At 67.4% G+C, this 22321-nt stretch carries 22 protein-coding genes and 1 pseudogene; 10 read left to right on the top strand and 13 right to left on the bottom strand.

The genetic code is table 11. The annotated features are described in order from the left end of the window. Positions 1-100 precede the first annotated feature (100 nt). On the bottom strand, positions 101-451 hold the full coding sequence (locus VFT73_RS03500) for a hypothetical protein (protein WP_326408760.1): 351 nt from the start codon (positions 449-451) through the stop codon (positions 101-103). Between the two features lie 137 nt (positions 452-588). Here VFT73_RS03500 and VFT73_RS03495 point away from each other — a divergent pair, with 137 nt between their 5' ends. Both VFT73_RS03495 and VFT73_RS03490 read left to right on the top strand, forming a co-directional pair. Next, positions 589-2388 carry a DUF885 domain-containing protein gene (locus VFT73_RS03495; RefSeq protein ID WP_326408758.1) on the top strand — a complete coding sequence of 600 codons (1800 nt, stop codon included), beginning with the start codon at positions 589-591 and terminating at the stop codon, positions 2386-2388. 94 nt (positions 2389-2482) lie between these two features. After that, positions 2483-3856 carry a class II 3-deoxy-7-phosphoheptulonate synthase gene (locus VFT73_RS03490; RefSeq protein ID WP_326408757.1) on the top strand — a complete coding sequence of 458 codons (1374 nt, stop codon included), beginning with the start codon at positions 2483-2485 and terminating at the stop codon, positions 3854-3856. 112 nt (positions 3857-3968) lie between these two features. On the opposite strand, the gene VFT73_RS03485 is transcribed toward VFT73_RS03490, so the two are convergent. Beyond that, a complete protein-coding gene (locus tag VFT73_RS03485) occupies positions 3969-4409 on the bottom strand; it encodes a hypothetical protein (protein WP_326408756.1) in 441 nt (146 codons plus the stop codon). Between the two features lie 16 nt (positions 4410-4425). After that, complete coding sequence (locus tag VFT73_RS03480) at positions 4426-4650, bottom strand: hypothetical protein (RefSeq protein WP_326408755.1); 225 nt, start codon at positions 4648-4650, stop codon at positions 4426-4428. Between the two features lie 313 nt (positions 4651-4963). Here VFT73_RS03480 and VFT73_RS03475 point away from each other — a divergent pair, with 313 nt between their 5' ends. Then, positions 4964-5620, top strand: coding sequence for a hypothetical protein (locus VFT73_RS03475; RefSeq protein ID WP_326408754.1), 657 nt, complete (start codon positions 4964-4966; stop codon positions 5618-5620). Positions 5621-5629: 9 nt separating this feature from the next. On the opposite strand, the gene VFT73_RS03470 is transcribed toward VFT73_RS03475, so the two are convergent. The 6 genes and pseudogenes from VFT73_RS03470 to VFT73_RS03450 all read right to left on the bottom strand — a co-directional run bounded on the left by VFT73_RS03470 (position 5630) and on the right by VFT73_RS03450 (position 11718). Next, the gene (locus VFT73_RS03470) at positions 5630-6364 is read right to left on the bottom strand and encodes a hypothetical protein (RefSeq protein WP_326408753.1); all 735 of its coding nucleotides are present in this window, start codon (positions 6362-6364) and stop codon (positions 5630-5632) included. Between the two features lie 452 nt (positions 6365-6816). Further along, positions 6817-7104 carry a response regulator gene (locus tag VFT73_RS15275; RefSeq protein WP_414712782.1) on the bottom strand — a complete coding sequence of 96 codons (288 nt, stop codon included), beginning with the start codon at positions 7102-7104 and terminating at the stop codon, positions 6817-6819. 193 nt (positions 7105-7297) lie between these two features. Next, positions 7298-9067, bottom strand: a pseudogene (locus tag VFT73_RS03465) (PAS domain S-box protein); the annotation flags it as partial. 49 nt (positions 9068-9116) lie between these two features. Continuing rightward, the gene (locus VFT73_RS03460) at positions 9117-9452 is read right to left on the bottom strand and encodes a 2Fe-2S iron-sulfur cluster-binding protein (RefSeq protein ID WP_326408751.1); all 336 of its coding nucleotides are present in this window, start codon (positions 9450-9452) and stop codon (positions 9117-9119) included. Then, positions 9449-10642, bottom strand: a complete 1194-nt coding sequence (locus VFT73_RS03455; RefSeq protein ID WP_326408750.1) for a cysteine desulfurase family protein — start codon at positions 10640-10642, stop codon at positions 9449-9451. Before VFT73_RS03455 ends, VFT73_RS03460 begins: the two co-directional genes overlap by 4 nt. Then, the gene (locus tag VFT73_RS03450; RefSeq protein ID WP_326408749.1) at positions 10642-11718 is read right to left on the bottom strand and encodes a cysteine desulfurase family protein; all 1077 of its coding nucleotides are present in this window, start codon (positions 11716-11718) and stop codon (positions 10642-10644) included. The genes VFT73_RS03455 and VFT73_RS03450 overlap by 1 nt, the downstream gene beginning before the upstream one ends. A gap of 94 nt (positions 11719-11812) precedes the next feature. Between VFT73_RS03450 and VFT73_RS03445 the strand changes: the two genes are divergently transcribed. Together VFT73_RS03445 and VFT73_RS03440 are read left to right on the top strand one after the other, a co-directional pair. Continuing rightward, positions 11813-12469, top strand: coding sequence for an alpha/beta hydrolase (locus VFT73_RS03445; protein ID WP_157025114.1), 657 nt, complete (start codon positions 11813-11815; stop codon positions 12467-12469). 19 nt (positions 12470-12488) lie between these two features. Continuing rightward, a complete protein-coding gene (locus VFT73_RS03440; protein WP_326408748.1) occupies positions 12489-12941 on the top strand; it encodes a hypothetical protein in 453 nt (150 codons plus the stop codon). Here the strand turns inward: VFT73_RS03440 and VFT73_RS03435 are convergent. The 4 genes from VFT73_RS03435 to VFT73_RS03420 form a co-directional block, all read right to left on the bottom strand. Beyond that, positions 12938-13063 (bottom strand): hypothetical protein, encoded by a 126-nt coding sequence (locus VFT73_RS03435; protein WP_326408747.1) that lies wholly within the window; start codon positions 13061-13063, stop codon positions 12938-12940. The genes VFT73_RS03440 and VFT73_RS03435 overlap by 4 nt on opposite strands. Before the next feature lie 32 nt (positions 13064-13095). Continuing rightward, positions 13096-14196 (bottom strand): PepSY-associated TM helix domain-containing protein, encoded by a 1101-nt coding sequence (locus VFT73_RS03430; RefSeq protein ID WP_349255487.1) that lies wholly within the window; start codon positions 14194-14196, stop codon positions 13096-13098. Next, positions 14196-16343, bottom strand: coding sequence for a TonB-dependent receptor (locus VFT73_RS03425; RefSeq protein WP_414712781.1), 2148 nt, complete (start codon positions 16341-16343; stop codon positions 14196-14198). Before VFT73_RS03425 ends, VFT73_RS03430 begins: the two co-directional genes overlap by 1 nt. A 61-nt stretch (positions 16344-16404) precedes the next feature. Further along, a complete protein-coding gene (locus VFT73_RS03420; RefSeq protein ID WP_414712780.1) occupies positions 16405-17325 on the bottom strand; it encodes a threonine ammonia-lyase in 921 nt (306 codons plus the stop codon). 194 nt (positions 17326-17519) lie between these two features. On the opposite strand from VFT73_RS03420, the gene VFT73_RS03415 reads away from it, so the two are divergent. The 5 genes from VFT73_RS03415 to VFT73_RS03395 all read left to right on the top strand — a co-directional run bounded on the left by VFT73_RS03415 (position 17520) and on the right by VFT73_RS03395 (position 22319). Beyond that, positions 17520-18740, top strand: coding sequence for a type III PLP-dependent enzyme (locus tag VFT73_RS03415; protein ID WP_326408746.1), 1221 nt, complete (start codon positions 17520-17522; stop codon positions 18738-18740). Between the two features lie 187 nt (positions 18741-18927). After that, positions 18928-19977 (top strand): 1,9-bis(guanidino)-5-aza-nonane synthase, encoded by a 1050-nt coding sequence (locus tag VFT73_RS03410; protein WP_326408745.1) that lies wholly within the window; start codon positions 18928-18930, stop codon positions 19975-19977. Continuing rightward, positions 19977-21407 carry an amidohydrolase family protein gene (locus tag VFT73_RS03405; protein ID WP_326408744.1) on the top strand — a complete coding sequence of 477 codons (1431 nt, stop codon included), beginning with the start codon at positions 19977-19979 and terminating at the stop codon, positions 21405-21407. The genes VFT73_RS03410 and VFT73_RS03405 overlap by 1 nt, the downstream gene beginning before the upstream one ends. Before the next feature lie 58 nt (positions 21408-21465). Continuing rightward, positions 21466-21894: an MAPEG family protein gene (locus VFT73_RS03400; protein ID WP_326408743.1), complete on the top strand. Its 429-nt coding sequence runs from the start codon at positions 21466-21468 to the stop codon at positions 21892-21894. Continuing rightward, entirely contained in the window at positions 21894-22319 is a 426-nt protein-coding gene (locus tag VFT73_RS03395; protein ID WP_326408742.1) for an MAPEG family protein, read from the top strand. The genes VFT73_RS03400 and VFT73_RS03395 overlap by 1 nt, the downstream gene beginning before the upstream one ends. The last annotated feature ends 2 nt before the right edge of the window (positions 22320-22321 follow it).

Here is a 22321-nt window from a genome sequence, read left to right as displayed (position 1 = left end):
GAAACGAACCCCTTTTCGCGCTGTTGCGCTTGTTAGGGTTCGCTATTGCTAATCATTCTCATTAGAGTCAAGCCCGATCGCGCGATCGGGAACGCTGCCCCTATTTCGGTGCGCCGGTGATCGACTTGCCGAGCGCCTGGATGGCAGTGGCCGCGCCTTGCACGCGCTTGGCGCAGGCGGTCATCGTCGGACCCGCATTTTCGGCATTGATGGTCGGCGCCTGCGCCTTCAGCGCGGCCGACAGCTGCGTTCCAGACAGACGCGCATCGACGCGCCCGAGATAGTAATAAGAGGAAAGCACCGCGACCTGGTGTTTGCCCGGGTCCTTTTCGGCCTTCACGAACAGATTGGAGGCCAGCAGGCACTTTACGTCATCATTGGCGGTCTGCGCCGCCGCCGGCGCATTCGTCAGAGCCAGGGCCGCCGCGGCGAACGCAATACGCAAATCCATCGAAACTCTCCTCGTCATCGGCAAGGCCAAGCGCATGTGCCGGCATCCCGTTCCGGAGCTGTAGCGAAACCGCGCTTGCGTGTCCCGTCCCGTCCCGGCAGGAAGCGTCATTCCCTTCATTTGATGGAGCCAGGTTGATGAATCGTCGCGCATTTCTTCTGTCGAGCGGAGCTCTTGCGACGATCGGACTGGCCCCGAAGGTGCTGGCGCAGGCCGCGCCGGGGGCCGCCGACGCCGAGTTGCGGACGCTGCTCGACCGCTTCTTCTACGACCGGCTGCAGGACAGCCCGGAGCAGGCGACCAGCCTTGGCCTCGACAAGGGCGAGCGCGCCGCGCTGCGTGGCCGGCTCAGCGACAACTCGGCAGCGGGCCAGGCGCGCCACCTTGCGCGCACCAAGGCGGAATCGGCAGCTCTTGCGAAGATCGATCGCGCCAGGCTCGGCGCCGATGCGCAGGTCGATTACGACGTCGTCCAGTATCAGCTCGACCGCACCATCGCCGGATCGCGCTTTCCTTATGGCGACGGTTTTTCGCCCTATATCCTGAGCCAGCAGAACGGGTCCTATCAGGACATTCCCGATTTCCTCGACAATGCGCACAGGGTGACGAACGCGGCGGATGCCGACGCCTATCTCGCTCGCTTGTCGCAGATGGCGAAGGCGGTCGACAACGACACCGGCCGCCAGCGCGCCGATGCCGCCAAAGGCGTGTTCGCGCCCGACTATATCCTCGACACCACGCTGAAGCTGCTGGGCGACGTCCGCGATGTCGAGCCGGCGAAGACGGTGATGGTCGCCTCATTCGCGCAGAAGCTGGCAGCCGCGAAGCTGCCGCCCGAGCGCGCCGCCGAGGCGGAAAAGATCGTCCGCGAACAGGTCTTCCCCGCGCTCGACCGGCAACGCGCGCTGGTCCGCGAGCTGCGCGCGAAGGCGACGCATGACGCCGGCGTGTGGCGGCTGCCGGAGGGCGAAGCCTATTACGCCGTCGCTGCCGAGGGCTACACGACCGTGTCGATGACCGGCGACGAGATCCACAAGCTTGGGCTGGAGCAGGTCGCCGAGATCGAGGGGCGGATCGACACGATCCTGAAGGGCGAAGGCATGAGCCAAGGCACGGTCGGCGAGCGGCTCGTCGCGCTCAATAAGCGGCCGGACCAGCTCTATCCGAATACCGACGAAGGCAAGGAAGCGCTGCTGAACCAGCTGCGCGGCCAAGTCGCGGCGATGTACAAGCGGCTCCCCGAAGCCTTCGCAACCTTGCCCAAGGCGCCGGTCGAGGTCCGCCGCGTGCCGCCGTCGATCCAGGCGGGCGCCCCCGGCGGCTATTACCAGAACGCGACGCTCGACGGCTCGCGGCCCGGCATCTACTTCATCAACCTGCGCGACACGTTCGACCGGCCGAAATTCGGGCTCGCGACGCTGTCTCACCACGAAGCGGTGCCCGGTCACCATATGCAGGTGATGCTGGCGATGGAATCCACCGAGATCCCGCTGATCCGCCGCCGCAGCTTCTTTTCCGGATATGGCGAGGGCTGGGCGCTCTATACCGAGCAGCTGGCCGACGAGATGGGAATGTTCGACGGCGATCCGCTGGGCCGCGTCGGCTATCTCCAGTCGTTCCTGTTCCGCGCGACGCGACTCGTGGTCGACTCCGGCATGCACGTGAAGCGCTGGAGCCGCGAGCAGGCGACCGACTGGTTCATGGCGCATACCGGCATCGCCCGCGGCCGTAGTCAGGGCGAGATCGACCGCTACACGATCCGGCCCGGCCAGGCTTGCAGCTACAAGATCGGCCACACCGTCTGGGCGCGGCTGCGCGACGAAGCGAAGCAGCGCCAGGGCGACCGCTTCGACCTGAAGCAGTTCCACGACGTGCTGAAGCTCGGCGCGATGCCGCTCAGCGTTCTCGAGCGCGTGGTGCGCAACCGGTACGTCTAATAACTTCCCCTCCCTTCTAGGGAGGGGAGGTATACTGCCGCAAAGACGGACTTCGCTTGCATCGCCGGCCCCTTTCCGCAATTGCGAAAGGATCATGGCCCGGAAATGGACTCCCGACGGCTGGCGCGCGCACGAGGCTCGCCAGCTCCCGAATTATCCCGACGCCGCGGCATTGGCCGCCGCGGAGGCCGAGCTGCGTCACTATCCCCCGCTCGTCTTTGCCGGCGAAGCGCGCGAGCTGAAGCGCGACCTCGCCGAGGTCGCGGAAGGCAAGGCCTTCCTGCTTCAGGGCGGCGACTGCGCGGAGAGTTTCGCCGAGTTCCACCCGAACAATATCCGCGACACGTTCCGCGTGATCCTGCAGATGGCGGTAGTCCTCACCTTCGCGTCGAAGCTGCCGGTGGTGAAGGTCGGCCGGATGGCGGGCCAATTCGCCAAGCCACGGTCGGCCGACATGGAGGAACAGGACGGCGTCTCGCTGCCCAGCTATCGCGGCGACAACGTCAACGACATCGCCTTCACGGCCGAAAGCCGCACGCCCGATCCGCAGCGGATGGTCAAAGCCTACAGCCAGTCGGCGGCAACGCTGAACCTGCTCCGCGCCTTTGCGCAGGGCGGCTATGCGAACCTGCACCAGGTCCATCGCTGGACCCATGATTTCATGGGCCGCAGCCCCTGGACCAAGAAGTATACGGACCTGGCTGACCGGATCGGCGAGGCGCTCGATTTCATGGCGGCGTGCGGGATCAATCCCGAAACGGTGCCGCAGCTGAAGGGCACGACCTTCTACACCAGTCACGAAGCGCTGCTGCTTCCCTATGAGCAGGCGCTGACCCGGCAGGATTCCTTGACCGGCGACTGGTACGACACCAGCGCGCACTTCCTCTGGATCGGCGACCGAACGCGTTTCGAAGGCTCGGCGCATGTCGAGTTCATGCGCGGCATCGGCAACCCGATCGGCATCAAATGCGGCCCGAGCCTGGAGCCTGACACGCTGATCCGCCTGCTGGATGCGCTCAATCCGGCACGCGAGGCGGGCCGGATCACGCTGATCACCCGCTATGGCTATGACCGGATCGAGGCCGGGCTGCCGCCCTTGGTCCGCGCCGTCCGCCGGGAAGGCCATCCGGTCGTGTGGAGCTGCGACCCGATGCACGGCAACGTCGTCAAGGCCGCAAACGGCTACAAGACGCGACCGTTCGAGCGCATCCTGGCCGAAGTCCGCGGCTTCTTCGCCGTGCACCGCGCCGAAGGCAGTTTCGGCGGCGGCATCCATTGCGAGATGACCGGCCAGAACGTCACCGAATGCACGGGCGGCGCGGTCGCTGTGACGGAGCAGAGCCTGGCCGACCGCTACCACACGCATTGCGATCCGCGCCTCAACGCGGCGCAGAGCCTGGAGCTCGCCTTCCTGCTCGCCGAAATGCTGAACCAGGAGCTCGCGGAGCGGCGCAAAGCCGCGGCCTGATCGTCAGGCCGCGCTGGGCGGCTCCGGTTCCTCCTCGGGCCGCCGCGCCGGCGCTCGCCGGAACGGAATCACGCGTGCCGTCCGCCGCGGCTCGACAGGCGGCGAGTGCTCATTATCTGCCATCGGAATCTCCATTCTCCACCGCCAGCACCTCGAGCGTGGCCAAACGTCCATCCGCGCCAGGCCAAAGCACCGACTGCCCGGACTCGAGCCCGACCAGCCCGGCGCCGAGCAGACTGGCGACGTCGACCCCTTCGCAGTCGATCGAGGACGGGTGGCACAGCCGGACCTGGGCAGCCGCTTCTCCGCCATGGCGATAGGTGACCCGGCTGCTCAGCCGCACCACATCGCGAGGCAGCTCCGACCGGTCGGAGATCCGCGCCAGCTTCACCTTCTTCAGCAGCAGGTGAGCGGCAACATCATCGTCGGCCGAAAGGGCGAGCGCGATCAGGCAGTGCCGTTCGCATTCGGCGAGGCGGAACGGCGCCTCCTTGTGCAATGCGGCCCAAAGCTCGGCCTGGCCGTGCGCGGCCAGCGAAAGACTTTCCAGCATCCCGCATCCCTCCGGCTCAGCACGGTCGCGGGCGCAAGCCGCGGGCGGCCGGCGCACGCCGACGCCGCACGGCCCTGCCCCGCCGCGTGACCTGGGCCATCAGGCTGCGGACGCGCGGGAAGACGTTGCCTTCCAGCGTGCCGAAATCCGGGTCGGATGCGAAAAAGCGGAAGCCGCCGGGAACGCGCACCGCGACGCCTGCGGGCCGGCGCTCGAACTCGACGAGGAAACGATCGGACATAGTGCCTCCATCACCAGCTTCCCGCGCGCGAAGCGGCTGCAGCGTCTGGGCGCGCATGCCATCGGCGTCGGAAAGAGCGGCCGCAGCGGCCGCGATCAGGGCGAGCCTCGGCCCGCCCGGCGATAACCCCCGGCCCGCGTCCGGCTCAGCCGGCCGCGCGGTCCGGGGCGGAGGGGCGTGCCGTGCTGCTCCCGGGATGCAACTCGTTGCGTGAAAGGCAAAAAGCGCTCGTCATCTCCCAGCCAACATGGCCTTTCGGCGGGGGAAGTCAACGTGTGCGGGAGCCGGAGCGGACAGAGCGAGTTGGAAGGCCATGAAATACGCTGCCCCTGTGCTTCTCGCCGCGGTCGCCGCCTGCAGCGCGCCCGCTCCGTCGAACCGGAACGACGCCACACCCTCCGCCACCACGCCGACGCCGACGCCGATGCCCAGCATATCGGCGACGGCTCGTCCCACGCCCATTCCGACACCGATCCCGACTACGACACCGATCCCTGCCCCGACGCCCCCTCCGGTCGAGCCGCCGGCGCCCGGCACACCTGACGGGCTGCCCGACGATCGCACGCCGATCCCCGAAGGGCCGATCGGAAAGACCAGCGCGCAGGGCGCCGCCCAGGTCGTGCAGCATTATTACGCGCTGATCGAGCAGGGCCGCTACCGCCGCGCCTGGGCGCTTTGGTCCGACGGCGGGCGGTCCAGCGGCATGAACGCGCGCGCCTTTGCCCGCAGCTTCGACAAATATGCCGAATATCATGCGGAGATCGGCGCGCCCGGCCGCATCGAGGGCGCCGCCGGCTCGCTCTATGTCGAGGTACCCGTGGTCGCCTATGGCCGGCTGGAGTCGGGCGATCCGTTCCGGCTCAAAGGCCCGGTGACGCTCAGGCGCTGCAACGACGTCCCCGGCTGCACCGCCGAGCAGCGCGCATGGCACATCGCCTCGACCGGACTGAAACCGCGGCCGAAGGCCTGACGCGAACGATCAATGCTGCGAGGCGCTGCTGATCCCGCCATTTTCGGTGAACTCGATGCGGATCCGCACCCAGGCGCCGATCACCGGCTTGCCGTCGATCCGAGGCGGGCGGACGAGGAACTGCCACGCCGCCTGGCGGATCGCCCGCGCCAGCCCCGATCCCGGCGGCGAGTCGCCCAGCGTTCGGCAATTATCGACATGATAGCGCTCGACCGTCTGGCACGCGATCATCCCCCAGCCGACCACGCGGCCCGGCGGCAGATAATAAGAGAGCTCGGCCGACGTCGGCTCGCGATACCATTCGGCATAATAGAGCCGCGCGCCGCCGGGGCCTTCGCCGGGCCCATAGGCGGCAGCGCTGTCCTGCTGCTGATCGGCCGCGGCACTCTCGGTGGCGCTGGACCGGACCTGGCGCAGGTCGAAATGCTCGAGGCCGGGGATCAGGAACGGCATGGCGGGGACCGGCAGCGGCGGCGGCTTCTTAGGCGCTGACGGCGGCGCCTTGCTGGCTCGCTTGACCTTCCCTGCCGTTCGTTTGTGCTGCTCCGCCTTGGGAGCGGGCGGCGAAAGCTGGAACGTGATGGGGCCAAGGTCCTGCTTGCGGCGCACCCAGTCCGGCGGCGACAGCTTCAGCAGCATCAGCAGCAGGAGCAAATGGACGAGGAGCGTCAGCGCGAGTGCGGGAGCGCGTCGTCGATAGAAGGAGCGATCCGGATCCGACGGCAAGGCATACGCGGAACGCATCGCCAGTGTCGCCTAGCCCAGTGCGGCAGGCGCGACAACGGGTCCGCGCCTCGTTCATCTGCCCTTCATCGCAGGACGCACAGGCCTTCTCCGATGCTGCGCTTCCTTTCCGCGTTCGCCCTGGTCGCCATCGGCCTCGCCTCGGCCGCGGCGGCGCAGACCGCGGAGAGCTTCGGTCAGTCGGACGTCCGCCGCCTCTCGCCGGAGGAAAAGGAACGCATCCTGGCCGAAAACGAACGCCGCGCGAAGGAGGCCGAATTCGACGCCGCGCTGGGCAAGCCGAGCCCCGGCATCCACGGAGAGATCGGCGGCGTGATCGGCACGGGCGGCACGAGGGGCATTTTCGGCACCGCACTGGTCCCGCTCGGCGACAGCGGCTCGGCGATCTTCTCGTTCGAGGATTTCCGCACCGATGCGCCGGACCGAGTCCGGCGACAGCGACCCAGGAACCGCTAGCCGATCAGGTTGGTCAGCACGGCGGCGAGGTCGGCGTGGCGGAAGGGTTTGGCGAGGCGGGGCAGGTCGGCGTCGATGCCGCCGGCGTCGGCATAGCCCGAAATGATCAGCACCGGCGTTCCTGCTCCGGTCGCACGAACGGTTCTGGCGAGTTGGGCGCCGGTCATGCCGGGCATCAGGTGATCGGTGACGACGAGGTCGACGGTGAGTCCGCCGGCCAGCCGCGCGGCAGCCTCGTCGGCCGATTCCAGCGCGATCACGGAGAAACCGAGATCCTCCAGCATCTCGGCAGTCGAGGCGCGGACCAGCGGTTCGTCGTCGACCAGCAGCGCAGTGCCTGCACCGGCGATGGTGCGCGGCGCCTGCCCTTCCGCTCCGGCTTCGGGCCGCCCGGCCGCGCAGGGGAGCCAGAGCTGGACATTTGCCTTCGCCAAGCGTGCTCTCCAGCCGCAGCGCGCCGCCCAGCTGTGCGGCGAGGCCATGGACCATCGACAGTCCAAGCCCGGTGCCGCGGCCGATGCCCTTGGTCGAAAAGAAGGGCTCGATCGCGCGCGCCGCCACGCCTTCATCCATCCCGCAGCCGGTGTCGGCGACGGACAGGCGGACATAGCTGCCCGCCGCGAGATCCTGCGCGCCATCGCTCACCTGCTCGACGCTCGCGGCGATGGTGAGCGTGCCGCCATCGGGCATCGCGTCGCGCGCGTTCACGCTCAGGTTCAGCAGCGCCATCTCGACCTGGTTCGGATCGGCCAGGCAGGGCGGCAGATCGTGCGGTACGTCCAGTTCCAGCCGGATGCGCGGCCCGACGGTCGAGCCGATCAGTTCGGCCATGCCTTCGATCAGCCGCCCGGCATCGACCGGCGCCGGCTGCAGCGGCTGGCGGCGCGCGAAGGCGAGCAGCCGCTGGACCAGCGTCTTCGCCCGCTCCGCCGCCTGCAGGGCGGAGGCGACCGTCTGCTGGGCGCGCGGGTCGGCGATGCCGCGCCGCTGCATCAGGTCCAGCCCGCCGATGATCGGCGACAGCAGATTGTTGAAATCGTGCGCGACGCCGCCGGTCAGCTGGCCCATCGCCTCGACCTTCTGGGCCTGGCGCAGCGCTTCCTCGGTGCGCTTGCGGGCAGTCACGTCGATGATGGCAGTCATCGTGCGGACGAAGCGGCCCTGGCTGTCATGCCACGGACGGGACGAGACGAGCACGTCCGCCACCTCGCCACTCTTCCTGACGACGCGGTATTCGGATTCCTTGATTTCTCGGCCGGCCATCAGCGCCGGCCAGTCATGCTCAAAATATTGCTCCCGGCTGCCCGGCGCGGCGAAATCGAGCGACGATCGGCCGATCACTTCGTCGCGGCTGTCGAAACCCATGAATTCCAGCCAGCGGTCGGACACGCTGACGAGCCGCCCTTCGGCGTTCTGCGACTGCAGGATGGTCGGCGTCTTGGTGTAGAGCGCTTCCAGCTCGGCGGTGCGCTCCGCCACCTGCTGCTGCAGCGCCAGCTCGGCTTCCTTCGCGATGGTGATGTCGAAGGCGACGCCGATAAAGCCGACATGCTCGCCGTCCGGCCCCCAACGCGGCTGCGAATAGGAACGGAGCCAGCACCAGCCGCCGTCCGTCGTGCGGTACCGCGCCTCCAGCGCGAAAGGCTGCAGCGAGGCTTCCTTCTCCACCTGCTCTTTCAGGATGCGGCCGATATCGTCGGGATGGATGATGCTGCGCCAGTCGAGCGTCAGCGCGTCTTCATAGCTGACGCCCAGGAACTCGGCATAGGCGCGGTTCACGAACCAGCGCTTGCGGTCGAGGGACGTGACCCACATCGGTACCGGCGCGGAATCGGCGATCAGGCGGAAGCGCGCCTCGCTCTCGCGAACCGTCCGCTCGGCGCGCCGCTGCGCGGTGATGTCGTTGAACACGATCGCGATGCCGCCGCCCGGCAACGGGGAGACCGTGAGCGCCACCTCCCGGCCCGGAAAGGCGGTCGATTCCGCCTCGAAATGCACCGCTTCCCCTGCCGCGGCCCGGCGGAAATTGGTCTCGAACATCGTGCCGGCGACGGTGGGAATGGCTTCCCAGAAGCTGCGCCCCAGCATCTCGGCGCGGCCGCGGCCGAAGAATGCTTCCGCCGCGCGATTGAAGCTACGGATGCGCCATGTGCCGTCGACGATGCAATAACCGTCGGCGATGCTGTCGAGAATGGCGTTCAGGCGGAGATCCGCGTCGGCCGCCTTTTCGCCCTCTGCCCCTTGCATGTCCCTCACCTAGCGCGATTTTCGCGCCGCGGTAAACGGTTTGTGCGCCCTAGCGGCCCTGCATGTTGCGTACCTCGGGCGGGATGCGGACAGTGAGGGCATCGAGCGCTTCGCTCAGGTAGATCTGACAGGCGAGGCGGCTGTGACGCGTCGCGCCGGCAGCGAGGTCCAGCATGTCCTCTTCCGGCTCGGACGCGGGCGGCAGCTTCGCGAAATCGGCGGCGTCGACGATCACGTGGCAGGTCGAGCAGGCCATCTGACCTTCGCATGTGCCTTCGAGCGGCTGGCCTTCGGCCTGCGCGACGTCGAGCAGCCGCTCGCCGGGCGCCGCCTCGACCTCCCGGACGGTCGCGCCGTCCGCGCTGATGAAGCGGACGCGCGTCACGCGGCCTTCAGCCCCTGCGCGGCGGCGGCAGCAAGGATCAGGTCGAGCGCGCGCTCCAGTTCCTCCTCGGATGTGTAGCGGCCGAAGCCGAGCCGGATGCTCGACCGCGCCTCGGCATCGGACAAGCCGATCGCCTTCAGCACATGGCTCGGGCGCCCGGAGCCGCTCGCGCAGGCCGAGCCCGCCGAGAAAGCGACGCCGCGCACGTCGGAGATCAGCCGCGCCGCATCGAGCCCGTCGGCGCGAACGTTCAGGTTGCCGCGGTACCGCCGCTCCGTCGAACCGTTGATCGTCCAGCCACGCAGCCTGGCCACCGCCAGCGACCAGAGCCGTTCGACATGCGCGGTATCCTCTGCCGAGCGGACCGCTGCCAATGCGGCGGCGGCGCCGAAGCCGGTACAGAGCGCAGGGCTTAGCGTGCCCGACCGAATGCCTGCTTCTTGCGCGCCGCCGTGCATCAACGGCTCCAACGCAACGCCGCCGCGAAGCCAGAGGGCGCCGACGCCTTTGGGACCGAATAATTTGTGGGCCGAAACGGCGATCAGGTCGGCGTCGGGCAGCGGCACGCGGCCCAGTCCCTGCACCGCATCGCAGAAAAACAGCGCGCCGGCCTCGCGCGCGATGCGGCCGATCTCGGCGACCGGCTGGATCACGCCGATCTCGTTGTTGACCAGCATCGCCGCGACGATTGCAGTGCGGTCGTCCACCGCTTCCCTTACAGTGTCCAGGTCGACGATCCCGTCATGGCCGACCGGGAGCACCACGGCCTCGAAGCCATGGCTGCCGAGCCAGAGCACCGTATCGAGCACACAGGCGTGTTCGATCGCGAGCGTGACGATCTTGCGCCGGTTCGGTGGAGCTGCCCATGCAGCGCCTTTCAGGGCAAGGTTGGCGGCTTCAGTCGCGCCGGAGGTGAACACCACCTGCCCGTGCCCAGCCTCGCTCGTCCCGAACTCAGTCGAGGGGCGCTTCTCCCAGGACGGGCTATCGCCCCTCGACTTCGCTCGGGACGAGCGGATGAGGGATGCCACCTGTTCCCTTGCAAACTCCACCCCCGCCTTGGCCTCGCGGCCCATCCGGTGCGGCGAATGGGGATTCCCGAACTTTTGGCCCAGCCATGGCTCCATCGCCGCCTGTGCTTCCGAGGCGAGCGGAGTGGTCGCCTGATAGTCGAGGTAGATCGGTTGCATCACGCTGCGCGGCTGCGCGCGCTCTCCGCGATCCGCTTCCAGGCCTCGACGAAGCGGTAGATGTCGGCGCGGCTGGTTTCGGGGCCGAAGCTGGCGCGGATCACTTGCCCCGCCTCCGCTTCGCCCCAGCCCATCGCGGAGAGCACATGGCTCGACTTCAGCGTGCCCGACGAGCAGGCGCTGCCGGCCGAAATCGCGATCCCGGCGAGGTCCAGCTGGATCAGCTGCGCCGAAGCGGCGACGCCGGGCATCCGATAGGCGCCGATCGTCGCCAGCCGCGGCGAGCGCTTTGCGACGACCTCGCCGCCCGCCGCCTCGATCGCGCCGTCCAGATGCGCGCGCAGGTCGGCGGCGCGGTCGACCCAGCCGCGGCCCTCCTCCAGCGCGGCAGCCATCGCGACGACGCCCGGCAGGTTCTCGGTGCCGGCGCGATAGCCTTTCTCCTGCCCGCCGCTCGTTTCCAGCATGCCGAGATCGCGGACAAGCAGCGCGCCGACCCCGGGCGGACCGCCGAATTTGTGCGCGGAAATCGCGATCAGGTCGGCGTCCGGCAAGGCCGCCTTGCCGGCGCTCTGGGCGCAGTCGGCGAACAGCAGCCCGCCCGCCTTGCGCACGATCGGGGCGAGCTGGTCGACCGGCTGGCAGACGCCGATTTCATTGTTGACCGCCTGGATCGCGACCAAAGGCGCTTTCGCCCCAAGCGCACCCAGCCGGCCGGTCAGCGCATCGGGCAAGACCGTGCCGTCCTGCTGCACCGGGAGGAAGAAGGCGTCGCTCGCTACCCGGTGCACCGCCTCGTGCTCGACGGCGGAGACGATGCGGGCGTCGCACTTGGTGCGGACCAGCGCGATGCGGATCGCTTCGGTGGCGCCCCCGGTCAGGATCACCTCGCCGTCCCAGCCGAGCGCCTTGGCGATGCGGCTGCGTGCGTCCTCCAGCATCGCGCGGGCGGCGCGGCCCTCGGCATGGGGCGACGACGGATTGGCCCAGCGCGCGATCGCGGCGCGCATCGCCTCGCGCGCGGCAAGCACCATCGGCGTGGTGGCGGCATGGTCGAGATAGAGACGCTGGCTCAACGTGTGACGGACTCGTTTGCGAATTCAGGCTCCGATCCTATATAGCGCCGCAACTCCGCGCCACCATTCCGGGCGCATTTTCGATCAAGGTGCTATGCCCGAAGTGATTTTTCCCGGCCCGGAGGGCCGCCTTGAAGGTCGTTTCGCTCCTCCGCCGCGCCCGCGCGCGCCGGTCGCGATGATCCTGCATCCCCATCCGCAGGCGATGGGGACGATGAACAACCGCATCGTCCAGGCGCTCTACCAGACTTTCGCGCGGCGCGGCTTCGCGACCCTACGCTTCAATTTCCGCGGTGTCGGCAAGAGCCAGGGCACGTTCGACAACGGCGTCGGCGAGCTGTCCGATGCGGCCGCCGCGCTCGACTGGGTGCAGAGCTTTCACCCGGAGGCGCAGCAGACCTGGGTTGCCGGCGTCAGCTTCGGCGCGTGGATCGGCATGCAGCTGCTGATGCGCCGGCCCGAAGTGCGCGGCTTCATTTCGATCGCGCCGCCTGCGAACATGTACGACTTCAGCTTTCTCGCTCCCTGCCCGGCCTCCGGCATCATCGTGCAGGGCGAGGCGGACGAGGTGGTGACGCCGTCGGCGGTGCAGAAGCTGGTCGACAAATTGCGCACGCAGAAGCACATCACCATCCATCACGACACCATTCCGGGCGCAAACCACTTTTTCGAGCACGAGATGCCGCAGCTGATGGGCAGCGTGGACCGGTATCTCGACTTCCGGCTGGATCCGAGCTGCCCGATCCGGTGAGCTTGCGGGGAGGCGCGTCATGGCTGATCGCGAAAAGCTGCTGCTGGACCTGTTCACCGAAATCGCGGTGGTCGAGCACCTCGTTCGAAACCATCTCGGTACGATCGAAACCTCGGGCCTGACCGCCGGCCAGTTCGGCGCGCTCAACTATTTCGTCCGCAACAACCGTGATCAGGAGCGCAAGTCGATCCTTGCCTGGATGTTCCAGGTGACGGTCGACGAGATGGACGTGCATCTGGGCACGCTGGAACAGCAGGGCCTGATCGGCCGGATCGGCGATGGCGACGACCAGATCGTCGGCATCACCGCCGCCGGCCGCTCCGCGCATGCCGATGCGGTTTCCCGAATGGCCCCGGAGATCGAGCCGCTGATGTCCGAGTTCCAGGACGAGGATCTGGAAAAGACGGTTGAGGTGCTCCAGGAAATCCGGCGCGTGTTCGACAATCTGCCGGAACGCGTCGCGGCCGCCTAGAGGCTCCAGATCAGGACGTTGCCGACCAGCACGGCGGCCATCACCAGCATCAGCCAGCCGCGCTTTTCCTTGCGGCGGAGCTGCGCGATGCCGCCGATCGCCAGCGCGACCGCAGCGATCATCAGGACGGATAGAATCAGGGGCGAAGGGCCGGTCATGCCGGCTCGATAGCAAGCGCGCGCCTTCGCCGCGACTCCGCGCGCCTGCGCCGACCGCGTTCGGTCCAGAAGCTCCAGACCGCCAGGCTGCCGAGCATCGCCAGCGTGAGACCGGAGAGCGTCATCACCGTCCGGTAAAGCACGCCGCCGATCTTGCCCGAATGGAGCGGATAGGCCTTGTTGAACCACCTCGCGCCGGTCGGCATCGCGAGCGCGTCTCTGGTCGCGACGATCTTGCCGGTAGCGGGATCGACCCAGACGCCGGTGCGGCCGTTGGGCAGCCATTCGGCCGGCTGCTTCAGCCGGATCGAGACGAGGTCGCCGGCCTTTTTAGGCATCGAGATCACGCGCAGCTCGGCGCCGGGATAGCGGGCGAGCGCTTGGGGCACGATCCGCCGCCAGTCGAGCGCTGCCCGGTCGAGCGCGCCACCCTCGATCTTCGGCGGCGCAAGGCTGGCAGTGACGGTGCCCGGCGCGGCGACCGGCCGCAGCACCAGATCGGCGACAGGCCGGAAGACCATCATCGTGCCGGTTACCATCGACAACAGCAGCAGCGGCGCCATCACGATGCCGAGATCGCGGTGGTGGATGACGATCGCCGGCCGCGTCATCCGCTTCGGCAGCAGGCGGAAGCGGAAAGTCCGCCGCGTGCGCCACCAGAGCAGGATGCCCGTCACCACAAAGGCGAGCCCGATCAGCCCGGCGATGCCGGCCACCGTCTCTCCGGTCTCTCCCGAAAACAGGTAATGGTGGAAGTCGAACAGCCACAATTCGGGCCGGTCCCACACCGAGTCCCAGCGCGCGACGACATGGCCGGCCTGGTCGATATAGGCGCCGCGCTCGCCGAAGTTCACGCGGTTCAGGCCGAAGCCGTCAGTCGCGAACAGGATCGAGCCCGGCGCATCCGCCATGATGTGCGCAGTCAGATCGCCCAGCACGGCCGCGTCTGTGACGCGCGGGTCCGCCGCGCCCGGCAGCATCCAGCGCAGCCACGCCTCCTTCCACAGCAGGATGGTGCCGCTCGCGCCCAGCAGCGCGAGCAGCAGGCCGATCAGGCCGCCCGTCCAGCGATGCAGAAGGTCGAGCGCGCGCATCATCAGAAGCGGTAATCCCAGCCAAGCGTGAAGGTGCGGCCGCGGCCGGCGAAGAAGCGCGAGCGGTCGCCGGGGCGCGTCGTGTCGCTGCTATAGTCGATATATTGCCGGTTGAAGAGGTTCTGAACGGCAAAGGTCAGCTGGCCGATGCCGGTATCGTAACCCAGATATACGTCGGCAATCGTGTAGCCCTCGAAATCATTCTCGGGCACGCGCACTTTTCCCGTGAAGCTGCGGCCCAGGTAGAATTGGGTCTGGAAGCGCGCGGTGAACGGGCCCCGTGTGTAATTCGCGGCGAGGTTCAGCCGATCCGGCGAGATGTTGGCGCCGTCGAGATCGGTATCGACGATCCCGTCGGGCGGCGTGTCGCTGTCGTAACGGCCGTCGAGATGAGCGTAGCCGGCCGAAACACGCAAGCCCGGGATCGGCGTCTCCACCCCCAGATTGATCTCGAGACCCTGAATCTCGACCCGGAGCCGCTGCACGTCGAACACACCGCCGTTCAGCACCAGCAGCTGGCCCTTGTCGCTCGACGACCAGAAATAGGCGACGCTGGCGTCGAGCGGCCCATGTTTAGCCTCGACGCCCACCTCGCGGTTGTTCGAGACGATCGGGCTGATGTCGAGGAAGTCGTCGATATCGACGCCGTCGGTCTTGATCGCGCGGGTGATGCGGCCGACGTCGGGCACGGTATAGCCTTCGGCATAGCTCGCATAGGCGCGGATGCCCGGCACCGGCTCGACGATGACGCCGCCGTTGAACAGCACGTCGCTGAAGCTCGGGCTGCCGCCGGCGACGTCGGTCGCCCCGGCCGAGAACAAGGTGGTGAAGTCGTCGACGGTGATCTTCACATTCTCCCACCGCGCGCCGCCGGCCAGGCGGAGCTTGCCGCCGAATAAGGCGAGGTTGAGCTGGCCGAACGGCGCCAGGCTGCGGAAGTCGGTCGGCGGCACCCAGATCCGGCCGGTCGCGATCAGGCGCTGCTCGGTCCGGTCGAACAGGGCGTCGAAGCCGGCGATCGCAGTCAGGCCCGGGATGCCCGGCACTTCGCGTTCATAGCTGATCTTGCCGCCATATTTGCGCGAACGGTTCTGCGACTGGTCGAACAGCGTTCCGACCGGCGCGATCCGCGGGTCCTGGAATGTCGCTATCGGCGTCGGATCGCCGCCGAAGGTGTCGCGGGAGCGGTTGAAGAAAATTTGCGCAACGAAATTGCCGCCGCCCAGATCGGGGTCCGTCAGCGACAGGGCGACGCTTTCGGTGCGGTTCGCGGCGGGGACGCCCGGCGGATCGCCGCGCACGGCGGTCGCCGGGATACGGCGGGCGATGTCGGCGCTGTTCGCGAGCGAGACATAGTCGCCGTCGCCCTTCAGCTCGAAGCGGCTGAGGATCAGGTCCAGCCGGGCGCTGTCGCCCAGTTCATAGCCGAAGCGGCCGAACAGCGAGAGCGTGTCCGAGTCCTGGATCTCGCCCTGGGTCGAATCGACGCCGATCCGCCGTCCGCGCGCGTCATAAAAGGCGCCGCGCTTCTCAAAAGCGGCACCGGCGGTCGCATCGAACCGGCCGCTCTTCCAGCTCAGCAAACCGGCGACCTTTCCGCCCAGACCGTCGCCGTGAAAATCGCCGTCGGCCATCCCGCGCACCAGCGCGCGGCCGCTCAGTCCCTCGACCTTGGGCGCGCCGACGGTGACCTGGTTCACGACGCCGCCGGTCGCGCCGATGCCCTGCAGCGCGTTGGATCCGAAGATCAGCTCGACCCGGTCGACGAAGAACGGATCGATCGTGAAGCCGTCGCGCGAGCCGTCGCGCAGCGGCGTCGATTGCGGGATGCCGTTGATCGCATAGAGCGGCGAGCGGCCCCGCAGCGTCTCCCCCGCGCCCGACAATTTCTGCCGGGTCGGCGAGAAGGACGGCGTCAGGGTCGAGACGGCATCGACGACCGATCCGCTAATCGCCGCCTGCTGCGCCAGTTCCTCCGCCCCGACCACATCCACGGTCAGCGGCAGCGCGCTCGCCGGTAGCGCCGAGCGGGCGGCCGTGACGACGATGTCGGAGCCGTCCCCATCCCCAACCGCCTCGGCGGCGTGAGCGGCCGAGGCGGCACAGACGAACGGAAGGACGAGAACGGACCCAAGCGACAGACGATACACGAAAAGCTCCCCGCGTTGATGTTGCGGGCGCTTTAGCTGCTATTGAGAGCGATTTGCAATATCAGTGATCGAAAACCATTCGCTTGAACGTGGAGGCATCGACATTGCCGCCCGACAGGATGACGAGCGTCCGCTCGGTGGGCGCCACTTTCTCCGCCAGCAGCGCGGCAAGCGCGACCGCGCCGCCCGGCTCCAGCACCAGGCGAAGATTGTCTAATGCCCAGCGCATCGCCGTGCCTGCTTCGGCCTCGCTGACGGCCACGCCATGCGCGCCGCGCGCCTTCAGGATGCCAAAAGTCAGCGGCGCGACCTTCAGGGTCTGCAGCGCGTCGCAGGCGGTCGGCGGCGGATTTGGGCCGACCGGCACGATCTCGCCTCCGGCCAGCGAGCGCGTCATGTCGTCCCAGCCTTCCGGCTCCGCAATCACGATCTCCGCATCGGGCACCGCGAGCGCGAGTCCGGAGGCCAGCCCGCCGCCGCCGCACGGCGTGACGATCCGGTCCGGCGCCGCGAGGCCGAGCGCAGCCATTTGACGGCACGCTTCCAGGCCCGCACTCCCCTGTCCTTCGACGATCCACGGATCGTCGAAGCTCGGCACCACGACCGAGCCGCGATCCGCGGCAATCCGTGCGGCGATCGCTTCGCGGCTTTCGGTCATGCGATCATAGGTGACCACCTCGGCGCCCAGCGCACGGGTATTGTCGAGCTTTTTCCTCGGCGAATCGGCCGGCATCACGATCGTCGCACGGATCCCGAGTCGCCTGGCGGCCCAGGCGACGCCCTGCGCGTGGTTACCGGACGAAAAGGCGACGACGCCCTTTTCCCGCTCCGCTTCGGTGAGATCGGTGAGTCGATGCCAGGCGCCGCGCAGCTTGAACGCGCCCATCGGCTGCAGCGATTCGGCCTTCAGATAGACGGTCCGCCCGCCGATCTCCGCCTGCAGAAGCGGCGTCGGCGAGACAATCTTGTCCAGCTTTTCCAACGCTCTAACGACACCGGTCCGGTCAGGCTGTCGCCCTGAAATCACGCTTTGTCTCCGTTTTGAAAGGGGCCTTAATTCATCACTTTACAGGGGGGTCCGCCGTTCATATATCGCGCCCCGCTGCCCCATGGGACTTCCACCGCAAGGCAGCTTTGTTCGCAACTCTGCCGCGAGGCAATTGGAGGTCCCTTGAATTGCACAAGCATCATAGCGCGCTGGGGCTAGCTGTCGCCCCCACCGGACCCGCCTGCGGGGCCGATATTGCAAAAGCACGCCCGGTCCAGCCGGTCACGCTCATTCGTCCGCACGCCGCCCGGCGCGCTGCCCGTTTCTTCGTCGAGAAGTTTCCGGGCAAGACGCTCTATGCGGTGAAGGCGAATCCGTCGCCGGACCTGCTCCGCATCCTGTGGGACAGCGGCGTAACGCACTATGACGTCGCCTCGATCGCCGAGGTGCGGCTGGTGCGCGAGACCCTGCCGCAGGCGGTGCTCTGCTTCATGCATCCGGTGAAGGCCGAGGAAGCGATCGCGGAGGCCTATGCCGAACATGGCGTGCGCACCTTCTCGCTCGATTCGATGGAAGAGCTGGACAAGATCGTCCGCGCGACCAACGGCGCCAGCGATCTGACGCTCTGCGTGCGGCTGCGCGTGTCTTCGGATTATTCGAAGCTCAGCCTCGCGTCCAAGTTCGGCGTGTCGCCGCTCGAAGCGAAGGAGCTGCTGTTCGCGGCTCGCCAGGCCGCCGACGCGCTCGGCATCTGCTTCCATGTCGGTTCGCAGGCGATGACGCCCGATGCCTATGCGCAGGCGATGGAGCGCGTGCGCCAGGCGATCGTCGAAGCCGCGGTCACCGTCGACGTGATCGACGTCGGCGGGGGTTTTCCGTCCAGCTATCCCGGCATGGAGCCGCCGCCGCTCGAGCTGTATTTCGAGACGATCCACCGCGCCTTCGAGAGCCTGCCGGTCAGCTATTCGGCGGAGCTGTGGGCCGAGCCGGGCCGTGCGCTCTGCGCCGAGTACAGCTCGCTGGTCGTGCGCGTCGAAAAGCGCCGCGGCGACGAGCTGTACATCAACGACGGCGCCTATGGTGCGCTGTTCGATGCGGCTCATGTCGGCTGGCGCTTCCCGGTCAGCCTGCTGCGCGAGCCGGACAGCCGCGCCAGACCGATGGCGTTCAGCTTCTACGGCCCGACCTGCGACGATCTCGACCATATGGCGGGGCCGTTCATGCTGCCGGCCGACGTGCAGCCGGGCGACTATCTCGAGATCGGCATGCTCGGGGCCTATGGCTGCGCGATGCGCACCGGCTTCAACGGCTTTGGCCGCGCCGAAACGGTCGAGGTCACCGACGAGCCGATGGTGTCGCTGTACACCGCCGGGACCGAAGAGGTCGCCTCGAACGTCGTCACGCTGTAGCTATTCCCCTCCCGACAAGGGAGGGGCTAGGGGTGGGTGTCGGCCGCCAGGCCGAGCGAATCCCGCCGCCGCGATGCTCGCTTCGCTCGCTACCCACCCCTAACCCCTCCCTAAAATGGGAGGGGAACACGAAACGGGTTTCCGCGTCCCCTTAACGACGCTGGTCAATGACTACGGGACCTGAGACATGAACAACATCGCCAACGACACCCGCAAGGCGGAGCTGCTTTCCACCACTGTCGACCATGTCGACATCCGTTCGTTCGATGCGCGGCCGATCATCGACGCGATGGGGAAGATGAGCTTCACCAGCCGCGACCTCGCGCGCGCGACCGGCATCTACAACCAGATGCTGGAGGACAAGGACTGCACGATCTTCCTGGTGATCGCGGGATCGACTTCGGCGGGCGGCTGCATGGACCTGTATGCGGAGCTCGTCCGGTCCAACATGGTCGACGGCATCGTTGCCACCGGCGCCTCGATCGTCGACATGGATTTCTTCGAAGGGCTTGGCCACAAACACTACCAGGCGCTTGAAATCCCGGACGATAACACGCTGCGCTCGCTGTACATCGACCGCATCTACGACACCTATATCGACGAAGAGCAGCTGCAGGACTGCGACCACACGATCGGCCGCATCGCCGACAGCCTGGAGCCGCGCGGCTATTCGAGCCGCGAGTTCATCCAGGCGATGGGCAAGTATCTCGCCGAAAACGGCAAGAAGGAGAACAGCCTGGTCAAGCTCGCCTATGAACATGACGTGCCGATCTTCTGCCCGGCCTTCGTCGACTCCTCGGCCGGCTTCGGCCTGGTCAAGCACCAGGTCGAGCGGATGAAGGCAGGCAAGCCGTACATGTCGATCGACGCGGTCGCGGACTTCCGCGAGCTGACCGACATCAAGATCAAGGCGGGCACCACCGGCCTGCTGATGATCGGCGGCGGCGTGCCGAAGAACTTCATCCAGGACACCGTCGTCTGCGCCGAAATCCTGGGCCATGAAGATGTCGAGATGCACAAATATGCGGTGCAGATCACCGTCGCCGACGTGCGCGACGGCGCCTGCTCCTCCTCGACGCTGAAGGAAGCGGCGAGCTGGGGCAAGGTCGACACCGCGCTGGAGCAGATGGTGTTCGCCGAGGCCGGCAGCGTGATGCCGCTGCTGGCCAGCGACGCCTATCATCGCGGCGCGTGGAAGACCCGGCCGCAGCGCCGCTGGGCGAAGCTGTTCGCCTGATGAGGACGCTGCTCGCCTTCGCCGCCGCATTGGCCGGGATCATCGCCAGCCCGGCGGCGGCGAAGGAAGCAGCGGACCTGATCGTCCGCGACGCGACCTTGATCGACGTCGCGGGCGGAAAGGTCGTCCCGCATCGCTCGATCGCCGTCAAAGGGGACACGATTGTCGCCGTCGGCTCGCCCGCCGAGATCGATCGAACCTATACCGCCGCGCGCTCAATTGATGCGCGCGGCCGCTTCGTCATGCCGGGCCTCTGGGACATGCACGTCCATTTCGGCGGCGGGCCGGAGCTGGTGGGCGAGAACAAGGCGCTGCTGCCGGTCTATGTCGCTTATGGCATCACGGCCGTGCGGGACTGCGCGGCGGATATCAGCGATGCCGTGCTGCTGTGGCGCGAACAGGTCGCGAAGGGCAAACTGCTCGGGCCGACCATCTTCACGTCGGGGCCGAAGCTCGAAGGCTATAAGCCGATCTGGAAGGGTACGATCGAGGTCGGCACGCCGGCCGAGGTCGATGCCGCGCTCGATCGCCTTCAGAACGACATGCGGGTCGATTTCGTCAAGATCACCGACAACACGCTGAAGCCCGACATTTTCCTTTACGCCGTAAAGACCGCCAAGGCGCGCGGGCTGAAGACCTCGGCCCATATTCCCTATGCGCTGACGATCCAGCAGGCAGCGGACGCGGGCCTGAGCTCGATCGAGCATCTCGACTATCTGATCAAGGCCGGCTCGCGCGACGAAGCTGCGATTTCGGCCGACTATGCGGCGGGCAGGATCAGCTATGCCGATGCGTCGGCGAAGCTGGTCGAGGGCTTCGACCCGACGCTTGCAAAGGCGGCCTATCGGCGCTTCGCCGCGCAGGGCCTCTACGTCACGCCGACGCTGAACATGACGCGCATCCTCGCCTATCTCGACCGCGACGATCACAGCCATGACGACGCGCTGGCGCTGATCGGCCCGGGGCTGCGCAAGACCTATGAATGGCGGATCGAGCGCGCGGCCAAGGCGACGCCGGAGGAAGTCGCCCGCCGGCACGCGAAATACGAGCTCACCGCGTCGCTGATGCCGCTGGTCGCCGAAGCGGGCCTGCCGATCCTTGCCGGCACGGATGCGGGTTACCTCAACTCGTTCAATTATCCGGGCCAGGGGCTGCACGACGAGCTGGCGCGCTATGTCGAGGCCGGCCTGACGCCGGCGCAGGCGCTCCGCTCGGCGGTCGTGACCGGACCCGCCTTTCTCGGCAAATCCGCCCGCTTCGGATCGCTCGGGCCCGGCAAGGCGGCCGACATTCTGATCCTCGACCGCAATCCGCTCGCCGACATCGCAGCAACACGCGCAATCCAGACGGTCGTCCTTCGTGGCCAGGCATATGATCGTGCCGCGCTCGATCGGCTGCTCGCCGAAGCCAGGGCTGCTGCCGCACGCTGATCGCTTGACCGCTTCCCTCCCCTGACGCAGGTTCCCGTCATAACGGGGAGGCAATGACATGAAAGCAGATATTCTCGCGCCCGCCGCTGTGCTGGTGCTGTGGACGCTGGTGATGCTCGTCTGGATGGCGAGCACTCGATTGCCGGCGCTGAAGGCCGCCGGGATAGACATGTCCAAGGCGGTCGGGGGACGCGGGCAGGATCTCGAAACGGTGCTGCCGGCGAACGTCAACTGGAAGTCCCACAATTACACGCACCTGGTCGAGCAGCCGACCCTGTTCTACGCCGTTGTCGGCATTCTCGCGATCCTGGGGCAGGTCAGCGCCGTCGCCGTTGCGCTTGCCTGGACCTATGTGATCATTCGCATCGTGCACAGCCTGGTACAGGTGACGACGAACCGGATCTCGCTCCGCTTTCCGCTGTTCCTCGCCTCCACCCTGGCGCTGCTCGGGCTGACGGTGATGGCGCTCGTCCGGACGCTCGGCTGATGCATAGTCCGATCCTCGCGCCGATCGTCGCGCTGGTCGCCTGGTCGCTGGTCATGCAGGTGTGGCTCTACGCCACCCGCATCCCGGCAATGCGCGCGGCCAGGACGCCGCTCGATCCCAATCGCGCGCCCGGCGAGTTGACCGCGACGCTGCCGCCGCAGGTCCGCTGGAAGGCGGACAATTACAACCATCTGATGGAACAGCCGACGATCTTCTACGCGGTCGCTTTGGCCCTCGCGTTGATGGACTTTGGCGGCGGCCTGAACCTGATGCTCGCCTGGGCTTATGTTGTCCTCAGAATTATCCACAGCCTTGTCCAGGCGATTGTCAACAAGATCGTTGTGCGGTTCTCGGTGTTCATGCTGGCGAGCCTCTGCCTCGTCGGCCTGACGGTGCACGCGGCGCTCCGCCTGCTGCACGGCTGAGA

This window comes from Sphingomonas sp. (assembly GCF_035758555.1).
Classification (GTDB): domain Bacteria; phylum Pseudomonadota; class Alphaproteobacteria; order Sphingomonadales; family Sphingomonadaceae; genus Sphingomonas_B.
This window is presented reverse-complemented; position numbering and strand designations above follow the sequence as displayed.